Consider the following 18200-nt stretch of genomic DNA (forward strand, 5'->3'; position numbering starts at 1 on the left):
TTTTCATTGTACGTTTTCATTACTAAAATGTAACCAAAAACCTCAGCCGCTATACGGGCAAATCCCTTGTTTAATAACGCTTTGAATTGATTTGCTTGCAGCACTAGTCAGTCGGTTTTTAAAGCAGTACAATACGCCGCTCTCTGCATTGTGAGCAGAAATTTGAGTCATCAACAGCATTATTTTATAGATGACCTATTGTAACACTGGGCGATTTGCTCCCTTATTTTAAACTAACGATCGAGCGAACAAATGAGTAAGAAACTGCTAATTAAAACCTGGGGTTGCCAGATGAACGAATACGATTCATCAAAAATGGCAGACCTTCTAAATGCCGCAAATGGCTTTGAACTGACAGAAGATCCAGAAGAGGCAGATGTACTTCTACTCAATACCTGTTCTATTCGCGAAAAAGCGCAAGAAAAAGTGTTCCACCAGCTTGGTCGTTGGAAAACTCTAAAAGACAAGAAAGAAGGCGTTGTTATCGGCGTTGGTGGTTGTGTAGCGACTCAAGAAGGCGACCACATCCGTGAACGTGCACCGTTTGTTGATGTTATCTTTGGCCCGCAAACTCTGCACCGTCTACCAGAGATGATCAAACAATCTCAAAGCAACGACGCTCCTGTCATGGACATCTCTTTCCCTGAGATTGAAAAATTTGACCGTCTACCAGAACCACGTGCTGAAGGTGCAACGGCGTTCGTTTCAATCATGGAAGGCTGTTCTAAGTACTGTACTTACTGTGTTGTTCCATACACACGTGGCGAAGAAGTAAGCCGTCCGATGGATGACGTACTATTCGAAATCGCACAGTTAGCAGACCAAGGCGTCCGTGAAGTAAACCTTCTAGGTCAGAACGTTAACGCATACCGTGGCCCAACACATGAAGGTGATATCTGTTCATTCGCAGAACTGCTTCGTCTTGTTGCTTCTATCGATGGTATTGACCGTATTCGTTTCACAACAAGCCACCCGCTTGAGTTTACTGATGACATCATCGCCGTTTACGAAGATACACCAGAGCTAGTAAGCTTCCTTCACCTGCCGGTTCAAAGTGGTAGCGACCGTATTCTTACTATGATGAAGCGTCCGCACACGGCTATCGAATACAAGTCGATCATTCGTAAGCTACGTAAAGCGCGCCCTGATATTCAAATCAGCTCTGACTTTATTGTTGGCTTCCCTGGTGAAACAGCAAAAGATCACCAAGACACCATGAAGCTAATCAAAGACGTTGATTTCGATATGAGCTTCAGCTTTATCTTCTCACCACGTCCAGGTACGCCAGCAGCGGATTACCCATGTGATGTGCCAGAACAAGAGAAGAAAGAGCGCCTGTACGAACTACAGCAAACGGTTAATGCACAGGCAATGCGCTACTCACGTCTAATGTTGGACACCGAGCAACGCGTTCTTGTTGAAGGTCCATCTAAAAAGAATCTAATGGAGCTTCGCGCACGTACAGAGAACAACCGCGTTGTAAACTTCGAAGGCAATGCCGACCTTATTGGTCAATTTGTTGATGTGAAGATTACCGATGTATTTGCAAACTCTCTACGTGGTGAACTGGTTCGTACTGAGAAAGACATGGACCTTCGTACTATGATTTCACCAACGCAAATGATGGCGAAAACAAAACGCGAAGATGAGCTAGGTGTAGCGACTTTTACGCCTTAAGCTTGAAATTACCGCTCTGAGTATCCATCTTAGAAAAGGTATTTAAGATCATTAGAAGCCCGGTCTAAATCGGGCTTCTTCAAATGTGAGGCAACTTTGAGCAATAAAATTGTTACTCTAGAGATAAATCTAGAACCTTCAGATAACCGCCGTTTAGCAAGCCTGTGCGGTCCTTTCGATGACAACATTAAGCATCTAGAACGTCGTTTAGGCGTTGAAATTAGCTATCGTGGCAACTTCTTTACTATCGTAGGCAAGCCGCACACTAGCGCAGCGGCACTCGAAATTATCAAAACGCTTTATGTCAACACCGCGCCAGTTCGTGGCAACATTCCTGATGTTGAACCTGACGAGATTCATCTCGCGATAAAGGAAACGGGTGTATTAGAGCAAGATCTAGAAGCAAGTTTTGAGCACGGCAAAGAAGTCTTCATCAAGACTAAAAAAGGTGTCATTAAACCTCGTACACCAAATCAAGGTCAGTACTTGATGAATATGGTGACTCATGACATCTCGTTCGGTATTGGTCCTGCCGGTACAGGTAAGACTTACTTGGCGGTTGCAGCCGCAGTTGATGCTTTAGAGCGCCAAGAGATTCGTCGAATATTGCTGACTCGTCCTGCTGTTGAAGCGGGTGAAAAACTCGGTTTCCTACCTGGTGACTTGAGCCAAAAAGTCGACCCTTACTTACGTCCTCTTTACGATGCTCTATTTGAGATGCTTGGGTTTGAGAAAGTCGAGAAACTGATCGAACGTAATGTTATCGAGGTAGCACCGCTTGCTTATATGCGTGGCCGTACTCTCAACGATGCATTTATCATTCTTGATGAGAGTCAGAACACCACTGTTGAACAGATGAAGATGTTCCTGACGCGTATCGGTTTTAACTCTCGTGCAGTCATTACCGGTGACATTACTCAGATTGATTTACCACGAGGTGCGAAGTCAGGACTTCGTCATGCGATTGAAGTACTGAGCGACGTGGATGACATCAGCTTTAACTTCTTCCTAGCAGACGATGTTGTTCGTCACCCAGTCGTTGCGCGCATTGTTAATGCTTATGAAAAGTGGGAAGCAAAGGATCAGAAAGAGCGTAAAGAACGCGATCGCATCCGTCGTGAAGAGCGTGAAGCGCAGCAGGCAGCTAACCAAGCGTTAGTAGAAGCCGCAGCGACAGCAACAAGTACGACGGTAAAAGAGAATAACTAAGCATGAGCATTGAACTCGATCTACAATTCGCAGTCGAAAGTGAAGAAGGTCTTCCTACTGAGCAAGATTTTCAAACTTGGTTAGATAAAACCATCATCCCTTTCCAAAAGGATGCAGAACTGACCGTTCGACTAGTGGATGAGCAAGAGAGCCACCAGCTCAACCATGAGTACCGTGGAAAAGACAAGCCAACCAATGTGCTGTCTTTTCCATTTGAAGCGCCTCCAGGCATGGAAATCAACTTACTAGGCGATCTAATCATCTGCCGACAAGTTGTAGAACGTGAAGCGGTAGAGCAAAACAAACCTCTCATGGCTCACTGGGCGCATATGGTTGTACATGGTAGCTTGCATCTGCTAGGTTATGATCATATCGAGGATGACGAAGCTGAAGAGATGGAGTCACTCGAAACAGAAATCATGCAAGATATGGGCTTTGAAGACCCCTATATTGCAGAGAAATAGAGGGATAGCGATTTTCGCTAATCCCTCAACGTGTGCTATCACACATCTGATAGCGTTACTTAAATGAGAAACAATGAACGAAGACAATTCGCCCTCTTCTCTAGAAGGTAAGAAAGAAAAATCTGAAGGTCCGAGTAGAAAGTCCTTCTTCGGACGCCTAGGTCAACTTTTTCAAGGTGAACCAAAAGATCGCCAAGAGCTTGTGGAAGTATTCCGTGACTCTGAAGAGAATGACCTGATCGACCACGACACTCGCGATATGCTCGAAGGTGTCATGGAGATCTCAGAAATGCGTGTGCGCGACATCATGTTACCGCGCTCGCAGATGGTTACTGTTGACCGTAGTGACGATTTAGACACTTTGGTTAACCTCATCACTGATGCTCAGCACTCTCGCTACCCAGTCATCAGCGAAGATAAAGACCATGTTGAAGGTATTCTGCTTGCGAAGGACTTACTTAAATACTTGGGCTCTGGCAGCGAACCATTTGATATCGAACAAGTTATCCGTCCTGCGGTTGTTGTTCCTGAAAGTAAGCGTGTCGATCGCCTACTGAAAGAGTTCCGTGAAGAACGTTATCACATGTCGATTGTTGTCGATGAGTTCGGTGGGGTATCTGGCCTTGTCACCATCGAGGATATTCTCGAAGAAATCGTTGGAGAGATCGAAGACGAATTCGACGACGAAGAAGAGCTAGATATTCGTAAACTGAGCAAACACACATTTGCAGTGAAAGCACTCACCACAATCGAAGAGTTTAACGATACGTTCAACACTTCATTCAGTGATGAGGAAGTAGATACTGTAGGTGGTATGGTAATGACAGCATTTGGTCACTTACCATCACGTGGGGAAGTGGTAGAGATTGAAGGTTATAGCTTCAAAGTTACCTCTGCTGATAATCGCCGCGTGTTACAGCTTCAGGTTACCATCCCAGACGAAGAGCTTGTTACAGACTCTACCGAAGAGTAACGCTACTCTCCCATAAGGGAACACAAAGAATATAACGATGAACAATTCACTTATTCATCGCCTCAAACGGCCGCTTGCGGCCGTTTTTGTTGGCGCATCCACCACTCTTGCTTTCGCTCCTTACGAGCTTTGGCCTCTGGCATTTATCAGCCCTGCGCTCCTGTTGCTACTTATCCACCGTCAAACGGCTAAACAGGCGCTTTGGACAGGCTACGCATGGGGCATAGGTCAGTTTGCAACAGGAATCAGTTGGGTACACGTTAGTATCGATAACTTTGGCGGTATGCCCAAAATCGCTAGCGTATTCTTGATGACATTACTTGTCGGCTATTTAGCCGTTTACTCTGCACTTTTTAGCTGGAGTTTGAACCGATTCTTCCCTCAATCTAACCGCACTCGTTTCTTCTTAGCTGCTCCCGCCCTTTGGCTTATTTTCGATTGGCTACGCGGCTGGGTAATGACCGGGTTTCCTTGGCTTTGGCTTGGGTATAGTCAAATTGAAAGTCCTCTCGCAAATTTTGCACCAATCGGCGGGGTCGAGCTATTAACTCTATTGGTGGTAACCTCAGCGGCAGCGATAGCTTACGCTTGCTTGCATAAGCAATGGCTGCACTTTCTAATCCCTGGCGTCATTCTATCGGCGGGTTTTGGTTTGCACTCTTCTCAATGGGTGACACCCAATCTTAATGACGTAACCAAAGTCGCTCTTATCCAAGGTAATATCGCCCAAGAACTCAAATGGCAGCCAAGTCAACGCTGGCCGACCATTATGAAATACACAGATCTTACCCGTGAAAACTGGGATGCCGATATTATCATTTGGCCTGAAGCCGCAATTCCTGCTTTTGAGTATGAGATCTCTTCATTCCTGCGTAATCTCGATTCTGCAGCACGCATGAATAACAGCGCGGTAATCACTGGCATCGTAAACCAAGGCGAAGATAAAAAGTTCTACAATAGCATTTTAACGCTTGGTCAAACCGCGAACGGCGATTACAGCTATGACATGAACTTACGCTATCACAAACACCATCTATTGCCGTTTGGTGAATTTGTCCCGTTTGAAAATATCTTAAGGCCGATTGCACCTTTCTTTAACTTGCCGATGTCATCGTTCAGTCGTGGGGACTTTATTCAACCCAATATCGATGCGAACAATAAACAGATGGCACCAGCGCTCTGCTATGAAATCATCTTCAACGAGCAGCTCAGACAGAATGTAAATGATGAGACCGATTACATTCTCACACTCTCCAATGATGCATGGTTTGGCCGCTCGATTGGTCCATTACAACATATGGAAATTGCCCGAATGCGCGCGCTTGAGTTGGGTAAGCCCGTTATTCGTGCAACCAACAACGGTATTACAGCGGTCACAGATCATTTAGGTCATATCAGAGCTGAAGTACCGCAATTCGAAACGGCCGTTTTAAGAGCAGAGATCACAGCGACAGTCGGTTCTACACCGTACAGAAACATCGGCACATGGCCTCTCTACATCTGGGTAGTGTTAAGTTTGATGATAGGTTGGAAATTAAGAGACTAGAGAAAGACTGGGGTTGATGTGAAGGCATCAACCCTTTTTTGTTATCACCGTCGTCACTCTATGGAATGACGTTGGCTAAGGCTTCAATGGCTGACGACTAAACCCTTTACAGCCACACTTAGTGCATGGAATGATAATCGTTGGATGGTTGTACTGAGTCTTGTGCCCACAGTCATCACAAACCAAATGACCAAGGCCAATCACCTCTCCTGCCTGATACAAGCCTTGATGCTCCAGATCTTGGAAAAGTTCAACCCACTCAACCTTGGTTCGATCAGTGATATCAAGCAATCCTTGCCAAATAGAATCAGCAATCATTAAGTAAAATGGACCACTTTTAGAATCTTCGTAATTGTCAGCAAACTCTTTCAAATCTGACTTTACGTAGGCGGATACAAGCGCCATTTCATCCTTGGTGAGATCATTGGCGGCTCGTGCAACTTTTCCTGACGATTCTATAACGTGGTTCACTTCATCTGGGCTATGTTTGAGCGTCTCTACCACGTCATCGAGCATCTCTTCATAACTGGCTTTACGTTTTGGCATAGCGCACCTCCTCAAGATTCCAATCCATGTGTTCCCCTAAATACAAGTATGACGGGGATAGCTATTGTTGTACCTCGTTCCTTTAGGTATTCTATGACGATCTATTTAAGTCTGTTCTAACCGAACTCACAAATTCCAAGATAACCGGACATCATCGATGCAAGAACAATACAACCCGCAAGATATTGAACAGAAAGTTCAACAGCATTGGGACAACAACAAGACCTTTGTTGTAAGTGAAGACCCAAACAAAGAAAAATTCTACTGTCTATCAATGTTCCCTTACCCAAGCGGCCGACTGCATATGGGTCACGTGCGTAACTACACAATCGGTGATGTGGTATCTCGTTTCCAACGTCTGCAAGGCAAAAACGTAATGCAACCAATCGGTTGGGATGCATTCGGCCTTCCAGCAGAAAACGCAGCGGTTAAGAACAACACAGCTCCTGCACCATGGACTTACGAAAACATCGAGTACATGAAGAACCAACTTAAGCTTCTAGGCTTTGGTTACGACTGGAACCGTGAATTCGCAACATGTACGCCTGAGTACTACCGTTGGGAACAAGAGTTCTTCACTAAGCTTTACAACAAAGGCCTAGTTTACAAGAAGACTTCATCAGTTAACTGGTGTCCAAACGACCAAACAGTACTTGCTAACGAGCAGGTAGAAGATGGCTGCTGCTGGCGTTGTGACACGCCTGTAGAGCAAAAAGAGATCCCACAGTGGTTCATCAAGATCACTGAATACGCTCAAGAGCTACTAGACGATCTAGATAACCTAGACGGTTGGCCTGAAATGGTTAAGACCATGCAGCGCAACTGGATCGGTCGCTCTGAAGGTGTAGAACTGAAGTTCGAGGTGAAAGGTCCACAAGACCTAGAAGTTTACACAACACGTCCAGACACACTAATGGGTGTGACTTACGTGGGTATCGCAGCAGGTCACCCTCTAGCAGCAGTGGCAGCTGAGAACAACCCTGAGCTTGCAGCCTTCATCGAAGAGTGTAAGAACAACAAAGTAGCGGAAGCTGAGCTTGCGACAATGGAGAAGAAAGGTATGGCAACTGGCCTTACTGCTATTCACCCATTGAACGGTCGTGAAGTTCCAGTTTACGTGGCTAACTTCGTACTGATGGACTACGGTACAGGCGCTGTAATGGCAGTACCTGCACACGACCAACGTGACTACGAGTTTGCGACTAAGTACGGTCTAGACATTATCCCAGTGATCAAGCCTGCTGATGACAGCGAGCTAAACATCGCAGAAGAAGCGTACACAGAGAAAGGTGTATTGTTTGATTCAGGTGAGTTCGACGGCCTTGAATTCCAAGCGGCATTCGATGCAATCGCAGCGAAGCTAGAAGCAGAAGGCAAAGGCACTAAGACAGTAAACTTCCGTCTACGTGACTGGGGTGTATCTCGTCAACGTTACTGGGGCGCTCCAATCCCAATGGTAACCACTGAAGATGGTGAAGTTCACCCAGTACCAGCTGACCAACTACCAGTTATTCTTCCAGAAGACGTGGTAATGGACGGCGTAACTAGCCCAATCAAAGCTGACAAAGAGTGGGCGAAGACAACATTCAACGGCGAACCAGCTCTACGTGAGACTGACACGTTCGATACGTTCATGGAATCTTCTTGGTACTACGCACGTTACTGTTCACCACAAGCTGATGACATCCTAGATCCAGAAAAAGCAAACTACTGGCTACCAGTAGACCAGTACATTGGTGGTATCGAGCACGCTTGTATGCACCTACTGTACTCACGCTTCTTCCACAAGCTTCTACGTGACGCAGGTTACGTAACGTCTGACGAACCGTTCAAGCAATTACTGTGTCAAGGTATGGTCCTAGCGGATGCGTTCTACCACGAGAACGACAAAGGCGGTAAAGAGTGGGTTGCACCAACTGACGTTGCTGTAGAGCGCGACGGTAAAGGCCGCATCACTTCTGCAAAAGACAACGAAGGCCGTGACGTAACACACTCAGGCATGATCAAAATGTCTAAGTCGAAGAACAACGGTATCGACCCACAAGAGATGGTAGACAAGTACGGCGCTGACACAGTACGTCTATTTATGATGTTTGCATCACCTGCAGACATGACACTTGAGTGGCAAGAGTCTGGCGTTGAGGGTGCTAACCGCTTCCTGAAACGTGTTTGGAAACTAGTAAACGAGCACGCATCGAAAGGCGCAGCAGAAGCGGTTGATGCATCTGCACTGTCTAGCGACCAGAAAGCACTTCGTCGTGACGTTCACAAGACTATCGCGAAAGTGACTGACGATATCGCTCGTCGTCAAACGTTCAACACAGCAATCGCAGCTATCATGGAACTAATGAACAAGCTAGCGAAGGCGCCTCAAGAATCAGCGCAAGATCGTGCGATCCTTGATGAAGCACTAAAAGCGGTTGTTGCGATGCTTTACCCAATCACTCCGCACATCTCTTACGAAATGTGGGCAGGTCTTGGCGAAACTGACATCGACAATGCTGCATGGCCAACGTTTGATGAAAAAGCGCTAGTTGAAGACGAGAAGCTAATCATCGTTCAAGTTAACGGTAAGCTACGTGCGAAGCTGACTGTACCTGCTGACATCTCTAAAGAAGAGATCGAAAAGATCGGTCTAAACGATGAGAACGTTACTAAGTTCACAGAAGGTAAAACGGTACGCAAGGTTATCTACGTACCAGGTAAACTTCTGAACATTGTGGCAAACTAACAAAGTGCCGCGAACTAATCGTTTTTAAGTAAGTCATAAGCAGGGTATCTCTTTTCTCTAGAGGAAAGCATTGCCCTGCTTTATTTATCTTAAGGTTTTAGCCTCACATATGAGCCATAGAATCATAAGATAAGTATTCCAATAATCGAGAGCCCTATAAAAATGTTTCGTAGTGCATCACGCCTGATTTCCAAGTCGTCAATCAAGCTTACTAGTGTTGTTTTAATGGCAAGCCTTCTTTCTGCTTGTGGTTTCCATCTTCGTGGTGATTACTCTGTCCCTGAAGAGCTAGAAACCATGTCTCTTACCAGTTACGACCAATACAGCACCTTCACACGCATGATGAAAGGTCAGCTTCGCATGAGTGAGATTGAAGTCGTTCCACCGGCAGCAAACGTTCCTAACTTGCACCTAGTGAGTGAAGGTGTTGGCGAGCGTACACTTTCTCTTTATCAAAATACTCGTGCGGCAGAGAAGGAACTTACCTTCCGAGCGTCTTACCGCGTAACGATTCCAGAGTTAGGCTCTAAAACATTCTCTACTAGCGTAACGCGCAGTTACCTAGATAACCCTCTGACGGCACTCGCAAAGTCGGTTGAACGTGACATGATCGAAGATGAAATGCGTAAATTGGCAGCGTCACAGATCATTCGCCAAATGGCTCGTCTAAAAGCAGACATTGAAGCTAATGAGCTAGCAGAAGCCGAGGCCGAAGTTCAGCTGAGCGAAGAAGAAGAACAATACCGCATTAGAACCTTCTACACAGATGAGTCTCAACCGCAGACTGCAACTGAAGCACCAGTGAATCAATAACTGTTATGCGAATTTTCGCCGACCGTTTAGTGGAGCAGCTTACTAAGCAGCTCCACCCTACTTACCTTATTTTTGGTAATGAACCTCTTCTGATTCAGGAATCTCGCCAAGCCATTCAAAAAGCGTCCTTCGCTCAAGGTTTTGAAGAACGTCATCGCTTTGCCATTGATAACAGCTTTGACTGGAACCTCGTCTACGACTGCTGTCAGGCGATGAGTTTATTTTCAGCAAGACAATTGATCGAGCTTGAATTACCTGAATCTGGCGTCAACGCAGCGATCGCTAAAGAGCTCTTAGCTATCTCAGAGATGCTTCACAGCGATATCATGCTAGTAGTGATTGGCAGCAAGCTCACTAAAGCTCAAGAGAATGCAAAATGGTTCAAATCTTTGTCTGGCCAAGGCTGCTGGGTTAATTGTCTAACCCCTGATATTCAAAGGTTGCCTCAGTTTGTTCAAGCTCGTTGTCGAACATTGAGCCTAAAACCGGATCAAGAAGCGGTTCAAATGCTTGCTCAGTGGCATGAAGGTAATTTGTTTGCCTTGACCCAGAGCTTAGAGAAACTTGCCCTACTCTACCCTGATGGCGTACTTAATTTGGTTCGTCTGGAAGAGTCATTGAGTCGACATAACCACTTTACGGCATTCCACTGGATTGATGCGCTATTGGCAGGTAAAGCCAAACGATCTCAACGTATCTTGCGCCAACTTGAAGCGGAAGGGACTGAAAGTGTCATTTTGGTACGTACAATCCAAAAAGAGCTTGTTCAGCTGCTGAGTATGGCGAATCAATCGAAAACCACATCCATTGGTCAGGTCTTTGAAAGCTACAGAGTTTGGCAGTCCAAACGCCCACTTTATTCTTCAGCATTGCAGCGGCTGACACCCAACCGCATTATGGCGCTGCTCCAGTTACTGACTAAAGTAGAATTGATCGCCAAAACACAATACGAGCAGTCTAGCTGGCCACTATTACACCAGTTGAGTACCGAGATTTGCCTGCCGCAAGTGAAGCTATAAAAAGCGTGATATACTTCGCCGCCGCAAAACAGAACAATACGTGGCTTGCCACAAACCAATGAGGACAACACCTTGCAACTAGAAGAGTTAAACGACTTCCTGATAGACAAAGCCGACGACATGAAAGCTCAAGACATCAAAACTATTGATGTACAGGGTAAATCAAGCATTACAGATTACATGGTTGTGTGCACTGGTACATCTAAGCGTCATGTTGTCTCTATTGCGGAACACGTTGCAAAAGAGTCAAAGCTAGCGGGCATTGAGCCTCTAGGAGTTGACGGTGAAGATGAAGGCGAATGGGTTGTCGTCGACATGGGTACAACTATCGTACACGTAATGCAGGAAGAGCAGCGCGAGCTTTACCAACTCGAAAAACTTTGGGGTTAAGCGATGAAAATACAACTTGTTGCTGTTGGCACTAAGATGCCTAAGTGGGTCGAAGAGGGCTTTAAAGAGTATAAGCGCCGATTCCCACATGACATGCCACTAGAACTTGTTGAAATTCCAGCCGGAAAACGCGGAAAAAATGCCGATATTGCAAGAATTCTGCAAAAAGAAGGCGAAGCGATGCTTGCTGCAGTGCCAAAAGGAAGTCGAATTGTTACTCTCGACATCCCTGGCAAAAAGTGGGACACCCCTCAACTTGCAGAGCAGTTGGAAAGTTGGAAGCTAGACGGTCGAGATGTGTCTATTTTGATCGGTGGCCCTGAAGGGTTAGCTCCAGCATGTAAAGCGGCGGCGGATCAAAGTTGGTCATTGTCAGCCCTGACGTTACCTCACCCTCTGGTACGCATTGTTATGGCTGAAAGTTTATACCGAGCGTGGAGCATTACTGCTAACCACCCATACCATCGAGAATAACCGTAAATGTTACGAAAGCGTACCCAGATAAGGGATTACCAGGAAGAAGCGCGACTTTTTAAAAGCCGCGCTATTGTCGCTTTCATTGGTATTGTGGCAATGATGGGAGTGCTCGTCACCAACCTCTACAATATCCAAGTTAATCAATTCCAAGATTACAAAACGCGCTCGAATGACAACCGAATCAAGGTCGTACCTATTGCCCCTAACCGAGGTTTAATTTACGACAGAAACGGAAAACTGCTCGCGGAAAACCGCCCAGTATTTAGCCTCGAGATCACGCCTGAAAAGATCAAAGACATGGATGATACTATCCAACGTCTTCAACAGATTTTGACCATAACACCAGAACAGGTGGAACGCTTTTCGCGTGAACGCAAGCAAACACGCCGCTTTAAGTCGGTCCCTATTTTGACTCAGTTAACACCTGAGCAAACCGCTAAGTTTTCGGTCAATCAACACAACTTTCCTGGCGTTTCAATTAATGCCGCCTTAAAACGTCATTACCCTTATGGCGAAGTATTGACTCACGTCATTGGCTATGTCTCACGCATTAATGACCGTGATATGCAACGATTAGTACGTGAAGAGAAAGACGCTAACTATCAAGCGACCCGTGACATCGGTAAGTTAGGTATCGAGCGATTCTACGAAGATATGCTGCATGGTACGGCGGGTTACCAGGAAGTTGAAGTGAATAGCCGCGGCCGAGTGATTCGAACGCTTAAATACGTACCTCCCGTTCCTGGCAAAGACATCGTTTTAAACCTCGACATCGATCTTCAGATGTACATTCACGAGTTGCTCGCGGACCGTCGTGGTAGTGCTGTAGTACTCGATCCAAAAGACAATGGCGTGTTAGCGATGGTTTCAAGCCCAAGCTATGATCCCAATGCCTTTGTGCATGGTATTTCGAGCAAAGCGTATAGCGCCCTACTAAACGACAAAAACCGACCGCTGGTTAACCGTGCCACATTAGGTATTTATCCACCAGCGTCAACTATCAAGCCATTCATGGCGGTTGCAGCGCTCCAAGAAGGCGTCATCACACCTTATACAACCCGAAATGACCCTGGATACTGGAAAATACCAAACTCTAAAACTCGCCCGTTTCGCGACTGGTTAGCGTGGGGACACGGCGAGGTTGATATTGTTAAGTCCATTGAAGAGTCGGTGGATACCTTCTTCTATCAAGTAGCTTATGACATGGGTATCGACCGTATTTCTCGTTGGATGATGATGTTCGGTTTTGGTGATTATACCGGTATAGATATTCACGAAGAAAGTAAGGCCAACATGCCCACCCGTGAATGGAAAATGGCGCGTCACCGTGTACCTTGGTATCAAGGGGATACGATCCCTGTCGGTATAGGCCAAGGTTACTGGACTGCAACACCAATGCAGATCGCAAAAGCAACCTCAGTTTTGGTTAACCGAGGTCAGCGTGTCGCACCTCACTTGCTAAGAGCAACCATCGTCAATGGACAGAAGTTTGAAAAACATGAGTTATCAGGCTTAGAAAGCTATACCTACCCTCCTGTTGAAGGGGTTAAAGATAAATATTGGGATCTCGCCATCGAAGGTATGCGCCTAGTAAACCATGGTAAGAAAGGCACAGCCCGTCGATCATTTACCAAAATGGATTACATGACCGCTGGTAAATCGGGAACCGCACAAGTCTTCGGCCTTGGTGAAGATGAAAAATACAATGCTGATGAAATTGCTGAACACCTACGTGACCATGCATTATTTACCGGCTTCGCTCCAATTGACGATCCGGAATTGATCGTAACTATCGTATTAGAGAACGCAGGTGGCGGTTCTTCACAAGGAGGCCCTGTAGTGAGAAGAATATTTGACCACGTTGTGTTAGATAATCAAGAGGCGAAATAATATGGATTTAAATCCAGCAACTGGTGAAAACCGCGCTCTGTTTGAACGCTTCCACCTAGATCTCCCTTTGCTACTCGGCATTCTGGTCTTAATGGGCTTTGGCTTGATTGTTATGTACAGTGCCAGTGGTCAAAGCCTTGCCATGATGGATCGTCAAGCGATGCGTATGGGATTATCCCTTGGCGTTATGCTTATTTTGGCTCAGATTCCACCTCGAACCTACGAAGCACTAGCGCCTCTCATGTTTGTCGGTGGCGTTATTTTACTGCTAGGTGTTCTCTTTTTCGGCGAAGCATCAAAAGGGGCTCAACGTTGGCTAAACTTGGGCTTTGTTCGTTTTCAACCTTCAGAGCTACTCAAACTGGCCGTGCCATTGATGGTCGCGCGCTTTATTGGTAAGCGCTCACTACCGCCAACTTTCCAAACCTTAGTGATCTCTTTGGTTATGGTATTTGTTCCAACCATTTTAATTGCTAAGCAACCCGATCTAGGTACATCTATCCTGATTGCCGCATCAGGTATCTTCGTCATTTTCCTTGCAGGTATTAGTTGGAAGATCATCTTTGCCGCGGTATGTGCGGTCGGTGCTTTCTTACCAATTTTATGGTTCTTCTTGATGCGCGAGTATCAAAAAGTTCGCGTAAGGACACTGTTCGACCCTGAATCTGACCCACTCGGCGCGGGTTACCATATCATTCAAAGTAAGATTGCTATTGGCTCTGGGGGAATCCCAGGAAAAGGTTGGTTGCAAGGCACTCAGTCTCAACTTGAGTTCTTACCAGAGCGCCATACCGATTTTATCTTCGCCGTTATCGCTGAGGAGTGGGGCCTAATCGGTATCTTATTACTGCTTAGCCTCTACCTATTTATCATAGGGCGTGGACTCGTGTTGGCCAGCAAAGCACAGACTGCCTTTGGCCGCATGATGGCGGGAAGCATCGTACTGAGCTTCTTCGTTTATGTCTTTGTAAATATCGGTATGGTAAGTGGGATTTTACCTGTTGTTGGCGTACCACTTCCCCTTATAAGTTATGGTGGCACATCGATGGTGACATTGATGGCAGGTTTTGGCATTTTGATGTCGATACACACTCATAGAAAAGCATTCTCAAAGGCTATATAAATGATAAACAAACAGCTACTGATCCCAATGCTAACCGCAAGCCTGATTCTTGCTGGGTGCTCTTCTGATCCAACAAAGCGCTATACCATTGATGATGATATCGCGCCCGATGCGCCGATCAATGTTGATCATATTGAAGATGCGACCCCCCAATACGAACCATATAGCTTAGGTGGTAACAGCAATTACACCTTACGCGGTGAAAGCTACACCATCATTAAAGACCCAAAAGGCTTTAAGCAGGAAGGTAAAGCGTCTTGGTACGGGAAGAAGTTCCATGGCCATTTGACCTCGAATGGTGAAATTTACGACATGTACTCGATGACTGCGGCCCACAAAGAACTGCCGATCCCGAGTTATGTCAAAGTCACCAACAAGGACAACGGCAAAACCACCGTTGTTCGTGTTAATGACCGAGGCCCTTTCCATGAAGGTCGTATCATTGATTTAAGTTATGCTGCGGCACTGAAGCTTGATGTCATTCGCACTGGTACAGCTAATGTGGCTATTGAGGTTATTTCCGTAGATAGACCTACTCAGGCGCACAAACAAGAAGCGCTGCCAAAGTTTGTTGTTCAAGTAGCCTCGTCAAAACACCAAGATAGAGTTGAAACTTTAGCGCAAGACCTGAGTCAAAAGTTATCGGTAAAGAGCTATGTTAAGTCTGGCAACGATATCCATCGTGTGTTGTTAGGGCCATTTAACGACTATATGCTCTCCCAAAAGGCACTAGAACAAGTAAAAGAGTTGGGTTACACCAGCGCTTTCATTAAATCCCACTAGTCCTCAATCCAGTGTACTTAATCCCTACACTGGTTTGAGTGATTGATTCTGTTAAGATATGGACAGTTAAAGATAAACCTGTAGTCACTATGAAAAAAACATCACTAATTAAAACAGTGTGTGCGTCTTCAATTGCGCTTTCTGCAACCATCGCATCGTCTGCTTTCGCTTCGCCAATCGTTGTTCCTGACGCGCCTCAAATCGCAGCGAAAGGCTACGTACTAATGGACTTTCATTCAGGTAAAGTTCTTGCTGAAAAAGAGATGAACACTAAGTTGTCTCCAGCAAGTTTGACTAAGATGATGACCAGCTATGTAGTCGGCCAAGAGCTTGAGCGTGGTAACATCTCGCTTGAGGACGAAGTTACGATCAGCAAAAATGCATGGGCGAAAAACTTCCCTGACTCATCGAAGATGTTCATCGAAGTCGGCACAACAGTAAAAGTTGAAGACCTAAACCGAGGTATCATCATCCAATCAGGTAACGATGCATGTGTTGCAATGGCTGAGCACATTGCAGGCTCTGAAGATGCCTTCGTTGACCTAATGAACGCGTGGGCTGATACCATCGGCATGAAAGATACTCATTTTGGTAACGTTCATGGCTTAGACCACCCTGACCTTTACTCAACGCCTTACGATATGGCTCTACTGGGTAGCGCACTGATCCGTGACGTTCCAGACGAGTACCGTATCTACTCAGAGAAGAAATACACTTACAACGGTATTACTCAATACAACCGCAACGGCCTGCTTTGGGATAAAAGCATGAACGTTGACGGTATCAAAACTGGCCACACTAGCAATGCAGGTTACAGCTTAGTTAGCTCAGCAACTGAAGGTAAAATGCGCCTTGTCGCGGTTGTAATGGGCACTAAGAATGCAAACGCGCGTAAATCTGAAAGTAAGAAACTACTGAGCTACGGCTTCCGTTTCTTCGAAACAGTGGCACCTCACAAAGCAGGTGAAACCTTCGTCGAAGAAAAAATCTGGATGGGTAACAAAGATACTGTTGCTCTAGGTCTTGACCAAGACACCTACGTAACGCTTCCTCGCGGCCAAGCGAAAAGCCTTCAAGCAAGCTTTATCCTTGAAAAAGAGCTAGAAGCCCCAATTATGAAAGGTGACGTAGTTGGTAAGCTATACTATCAACTAGAAGGTGAAGATATTGCAGAGTACCCACTTCTGGCTCTAGAAGATGTAGAGCAAGGTAGCCTATTTAGCCGCCTATGGGATTACATTGTGATGCTGTTTAAAAGCTTCTTGTAATTTCTGTACTTAGCTTATCGAAAGCCGCCAAGTGCGGCTTTTTTAATTTTATCGATATTATCAGCCTCTATAGTGCTTCCTTGAGTTCAATCTCGATAGGCATTACTATTCCGCGCTGAAATTAAAGACTTTCAACTTGGAGTTACACAATGCTGAACATTAACTCAGATGCAAAACTGAAAGACCTGCTAGAGTTCCCTTGTTCTTTTACTTACAAGGTAATGGGTTACGCTAAACCTGAACTTCCAGAAAAGGTTCTTGAAGTTATTCAACGCCATGCTCCAGGTGATTACAGCCCTACCGTTAAGCCAAGTGCTAAGGGCAATTACCACTCTGTATCGGTCAACATCACTGCAACTTCTATCGAGCAAGTTGAAACGCTTTACAAAGAGCTAGGTGAAATCGACATCGTACGCATGGTTCTGTAGGGTCTATTAACCCTAAGTAAATTTGATACAATCAAATTTTTTTGAAAGCAGCGAAAGCTGCTTTCTTTTTAGATATCAAATAGATAAATATCCTACAAAAACTCTAGGGTTAAAAATGTGTTACTGGCATATAGTTCCATTTCCAGAAGCAGTTTATAATCCGTTAACTTTATTGATCGACGATGGAAAGCGGAATGCATAACCAGCTTGTTGTTAAACATCTAGGAAGACAGGATTACGAGCCAATTTGGCAAGCAATGCATGACTTCACCGACAATCGTACTGACGAGACAGCAGACGAGGTTTGGTTAGTGGAGCACAACCCAGTCTTCACTCAAGGACAAGCAGGCAAAGCAGAACACCTTCTAAACACTGGCGATATCCCAGTGGTGCAGAGTGACCGCGGTGGACAAGTGACTTATCATGGTCCTGGCCAGTTAGTGGCCTATTTCCTGATTAACCTTCGTCGTAAAAAAATAGGTGTGCGAGATCTCGTCACTCACATTGAGAATCTCGTCATCAACACGCTAAAAACATACAATATCGACTCTGCAGCTCGCCCAGATGCACCGGGTGTTTATGTAGATGGTAAAAAAATCTGTTCCTTAGGATTGCGCATCCGTAAAGGTTGTTCGTTCCATGGTTTGGCGCTGAATGTAAACATGGACCTCTCTCCTTTTCATCGCATTAACCCTTGCGGTTACGCTGGCATGGAGATGGTACAAGTGAGTCAACTTGGTGGACCAAGTGACATTACAGACGTTGAAAAACAACTGGTCGAAGAACTGGTCCCTCTGCTCGGTTACGACCATGTAGAGTTCAACAAAGCGTCTCAAGACAAACAGTAACGAGAAGTAAGAGAA

Annotated in this window: 17 protein-coding genes; 16 read left to right on the forward strand and 1 reads right to left on the reverse strand. The window is 45.6% G+C overall.

From position 1 onward, the window contains the following. The first annotated feature begins 252 nt into the window (after window positions 1-252). The 5 genes from miaB (at window position 253) to lnt (ending at window position 5869) form a co-directional block, all read left to right on the forward strand. Window positions 253-1677: a tRNA (N6-isopentenyl adenosine(37)-C2)-methylthiotransferase MiaB gene (miaB, locus tag F0231_RS16555; protein ID WP_171760811.1), complete on the forward strand. Its 1425-nt coding sequence runs from the start codon at window positions 253-255 to the stop codon at window positions 1675-1677. A 96-nt stretch (window positions 1678-1773) separates the two neighbouring features. Beyond that, a complete protein-coding gene (locus tag F0231_RS16560; protein ID WP_171760812.1) occupies window positions 1774-2886 on the forward strand; it encodes a PhoH family protein in 1113 nt (370 codons plus the stop codon). Between the two features lie 2 nt (window positions 2887-2888). Continuing rightward, window positions 2889-3350, forward strand: coding sequence for an rRNA maturation RNase YbeY (ybeY, locus tag F0231_RS16565; protein WP_171760813.1), 462 nt, complete (start codon window positions 2889-2891; stop codon window positions 3348-3350). Between the two features lie 73 nt (window positions 3351-3423). Continuing rightward, window positions 3424-4323: a CNNM family magnesium/cobalt transport protein CorC gene (gene corC / locus F0231_RS16570; RefSeq protein WP_171760814.1), complete on the forward strand. Its 900-nt coding sequence runs from the start codon at window positions 3424-3426 to the stop codon at window positions 4321-4323. A gap of 37 nt (window positions 4324-4360) precedes the next feature. Next, window positions 4361-5869, forward strand: a complete 1509-nt coding sequence (gene lnt, locus F0231_RS16575; RefSeq protein ID WP_171760815.1) for an apolipoprotein N-acyltransferase — start codon at window positions 4361-4363, stop codon at window positions 5867-5869. Window positions 5870-5944: 75 nt separating this feature from the next. On the opposite strand, the gene F0231_RS16580 is transcribed toward lnt, so the two are convergent. Then, the gene (locus F0231_RS16580; protein ID WP_171760816.1) at window positions 5945-6415 is read right to left on the reverse strand and encodes a zinc ribbon-containing protein; all 471 of its coding nucleotides are present in this window, start codon (window positions 6413-6415) and stop codon (window positions 5945-5947) included. Window positions 6416-6572: 157 nt separating this feature from the next. Between F0231_RS16580 and leuS the strand changes: the two genes are divergently transcribed. The 11 genes from leuS to lipB all read left to right on the forward strand — a co-directional run bounded on the left by leuS (window position 6573) and on the right by lipB (window position 18185). Then, the gene (gene leuS / locus F0231_RS16585; protein ID WP_171760817.1) at window positions 6573-9146 is read left to right on the forward strand and encodes a leucine--tRNA ligase; all 2574 of its coding nucleotides are present in this window, start codon (window positions 6573-6575) and stop codon (window positions 9144-9146) included. Between the two features lie 162 nt (window positions 9147-9308). After that, window positions 9309-9959, forward strand: coding sequence for an LPS assembly lipoprotein LptE (gene lptE / locus F0231_RS16590; protein ID WP_171760818.1), 651 nt, complete (start codon window positions 9309-9311; stop codon window positions 9957-9959). Window positions 9960-9964: 5 nt separating this feature from the next. Then, the gene (gene holA / locus F0231_RS16595; protein WP_171760819.1) at window positions 9965-10978 is read left to right on the forward strand and encodes a DNA polymerase III subunit delta; all 1014 of its coding nucleotides are present in this window, start codon (window positions 9965-9967) and stop codon (window positions 10976-10978) included. A 72-nt stretch (window positions 10979-11050) separates the two neighbouring features. Beyond that, window positions 11051-11368 carry a ribosome silencing factor gene (gene rsfS / locus F0231_RS16600; RefSeq protein WP_171760820.1) on the forward strand — a complete coding sequence of 106 codons (318 nt, stop codon included), beginning with the start codon at window positions 11051-11053 and terminating at the stop codon, window positions 11366-11368. Between the two features lie 3 nt (window positions 11369-11371). Further along, complete coding sequence (gene rlmH / locus F0231_RS16605) at window positions 11372-11842, forward strand: 23S rRNA (pseudouridine(1915)-N(3))-methyltransferase RlmH (RefSeq protein ID WP_171760821.1); 471 nt, start codon at window positions 11372-11374, stop codon at window positions 11840-11842. A 6-nt stretch (window positions 11843-11848) separates the two neighbouring features. After that, window positions 11849-13735, forward strand: coding sequence for a penicillin-binding protein 2 (gene mrdA, locus F0231_RS16610; RefSeq protein ID WP_171760822.1), 1887 nt, complete (start codon window positions 11849-11851; stop codon window positions 13733-13735). Window position 13736: 1 nt separating this feature from the next. Continuing rightward, window positions 13737-14858 (forward strand): rod shape-determining protein RodA, encoded by a 1122-nt coding sequence (gene rodA, locus F0231_RS16615; protein WP_171760823.1) that lies wholly within the window; start codon window positions 13737-13739, stop codon window positions 14856-14858. Next, on the forward strand, window positions 14859-15641 hold the full coding sequence (locus F0231_RS16620; protein ID WP_171760824.1) for a septal ring lytic transglycosylase RlpA family protein: 783 nt from the start codon (window positions 14859-14861) through the stop codon (window positions 15639-15641). 89 nt (window positions 15642-15730) lie between these two features. After that, the gene (locus tag F0231_RS16625; protein ID WP_171760825.1) at window positions 15731-16909 is read left to right on the forward strand and encodes a serine hydrolase; all 1179 of its coding nucleotides are present in this window, start codon (window positions 15731-15733) and stop codon (window positions 16907-16909) included. A 149-nt stretch (window positions 16910-17058) separates the two neighbouring features. Continuing rightward, the gene (gene ybeD / locus F0231_RS16630) at window positions 17059-17337 is read left to right on the forward strand and encodes a DUF493 family protein YbeD (protein WP_004415161.1); all 279 of its coding nucleotides are present in this window, start codon (window positions 17059-17061) and stop codon (window positions 17335-17337) included. A gap of 194 nt (window positions 17338-17531) precedes the next feature. Beyond that, window positions 17532-18185, forward strand: a complete 654-nt coding sequence (lipB, locus tag F0231_RS16635) for a lipoyl(octanoyl) transferase LipB (protein WP_171760826.1) — start codon at window positions 17532-17534, stop codon at window positions 18183-18185. The last annotated feature ends 15 nt before the right edge of the window (window positions 18186-18200 follow it).

The organism is Vibrio sp. RE86, assembly GCF_013114545.1.
Taxonomy (GTDB): Bacteria; Pseudomonadota; Gammaproteobacteria; order Enterobacterales; family Vibrionaceae; genus Vibrio.

What these genes read in the sequence shown, in the direction of transcription:
- lptE (WP_171760818.1), top strand. Translation starts at nt 9,309, where the DNA reads ATGTTTCGTAGTGCATCACGCCTGATTTCCAAGTCGTCAATCAAGCTT.
- lnt (WP_171760815.1), top strand. Translation starts at nt 4,361, where the DNA reads ATGAACAATTCACTTATTCATCGCCTCAAACGGCCGCTTGCGGCCGTT.
- F0231_RS16620 (WP_171760824.1), top strand. Translation starts at nt 14,859, where the DNA reads ATGATAAACAAACAGCTACTGATCCCAATGCTAACCGCAAGCCTGATT.
- mrdA (WP_171760822.1), top strand. Translation starts at nt 11,849, where the DNA reads ATGTTACGAAAGCGTACCCAGATAAGGGATTACCAGGAAGAAGCGCGA.
- miaB (WP_171760811.1), top strand. Translation starts at nt 253, where the DNA reads ATGAGTAAGAAACTGCTAATTAAAACCTGGGGTTGCCAGATGAACGAA.
- F0231_RS16580 (WP_171760816.1), bottom strand. Translation starts at nt 6,415, where the DNA reads ATGCCAAAACGTAAAGCCAGTTATGAAGAGATGCTCGATGACGTGGTA.
- corC (WP_171760814.1), top strand. Translation starts at nt 3,424, where the DNA reads ATGAACGAAGACAATTCGCCCTCTTCTCTAGAAGGTAAGAAAGAAAAA.
- ybeD (WP_004415161.1), top strand. Translation starts at nt 17,059, where the DNA reads ATGCTGAACATTAACTCAGATGCAAAACTGAAAGACCTGCTAGAGTTC.
- rodA (WP_171760823.1), top strand. Translation starts at nt 13,737, where the DNA reads ATGGATTTAAATCCAGCAACTGGTGAAAACCGCGCTCTGTTTGAACGC.
- rlmH (WP_171760821.1), top strand. Translation starts at nt 11,372, where the DNA reads ATGAAAATACAACTTGTTGCTGTTGGCACTAAGATGCCTAAGTGGGTC.
- ybeY (WP_171760813.1), top strand. Translation starts at nt 2,889, where the DNA reads ATGAGCATTGAACTCGATCTACAATTCGCAGTCGAAAGTGAAGAAGGT.
- lipB (WP_171760826.1), top strand. Translation starts at nt 17,532, where the DNA reads ATGCATAACCAGCTTGTTGTTAAACATCTAGGAAGACAGGATTACGAG.
- F0231_RS16625 (WP_171760825.1), top strand. Translation starts at nt 15,731, where the DNA reads ATGAAAAAAACATCACTAATTAAAACAGTGTGTGCGTCTTCAATTGCG.
- leuS (WP_171760817.1), top strand. Translation starts at nt 6,573, where the DNA reads ATGCAAGAACAATACAACCCGCAAGATATTGAACAGAAAGTTCAACAG.
- holA (WP_171760819.1), top strand. Translation starts at nt 9,965, where the DNA reads ATGCGAATTTTCGCCGACCGTTTAGTGGAGCAGCTTACTAAGCAGCTC.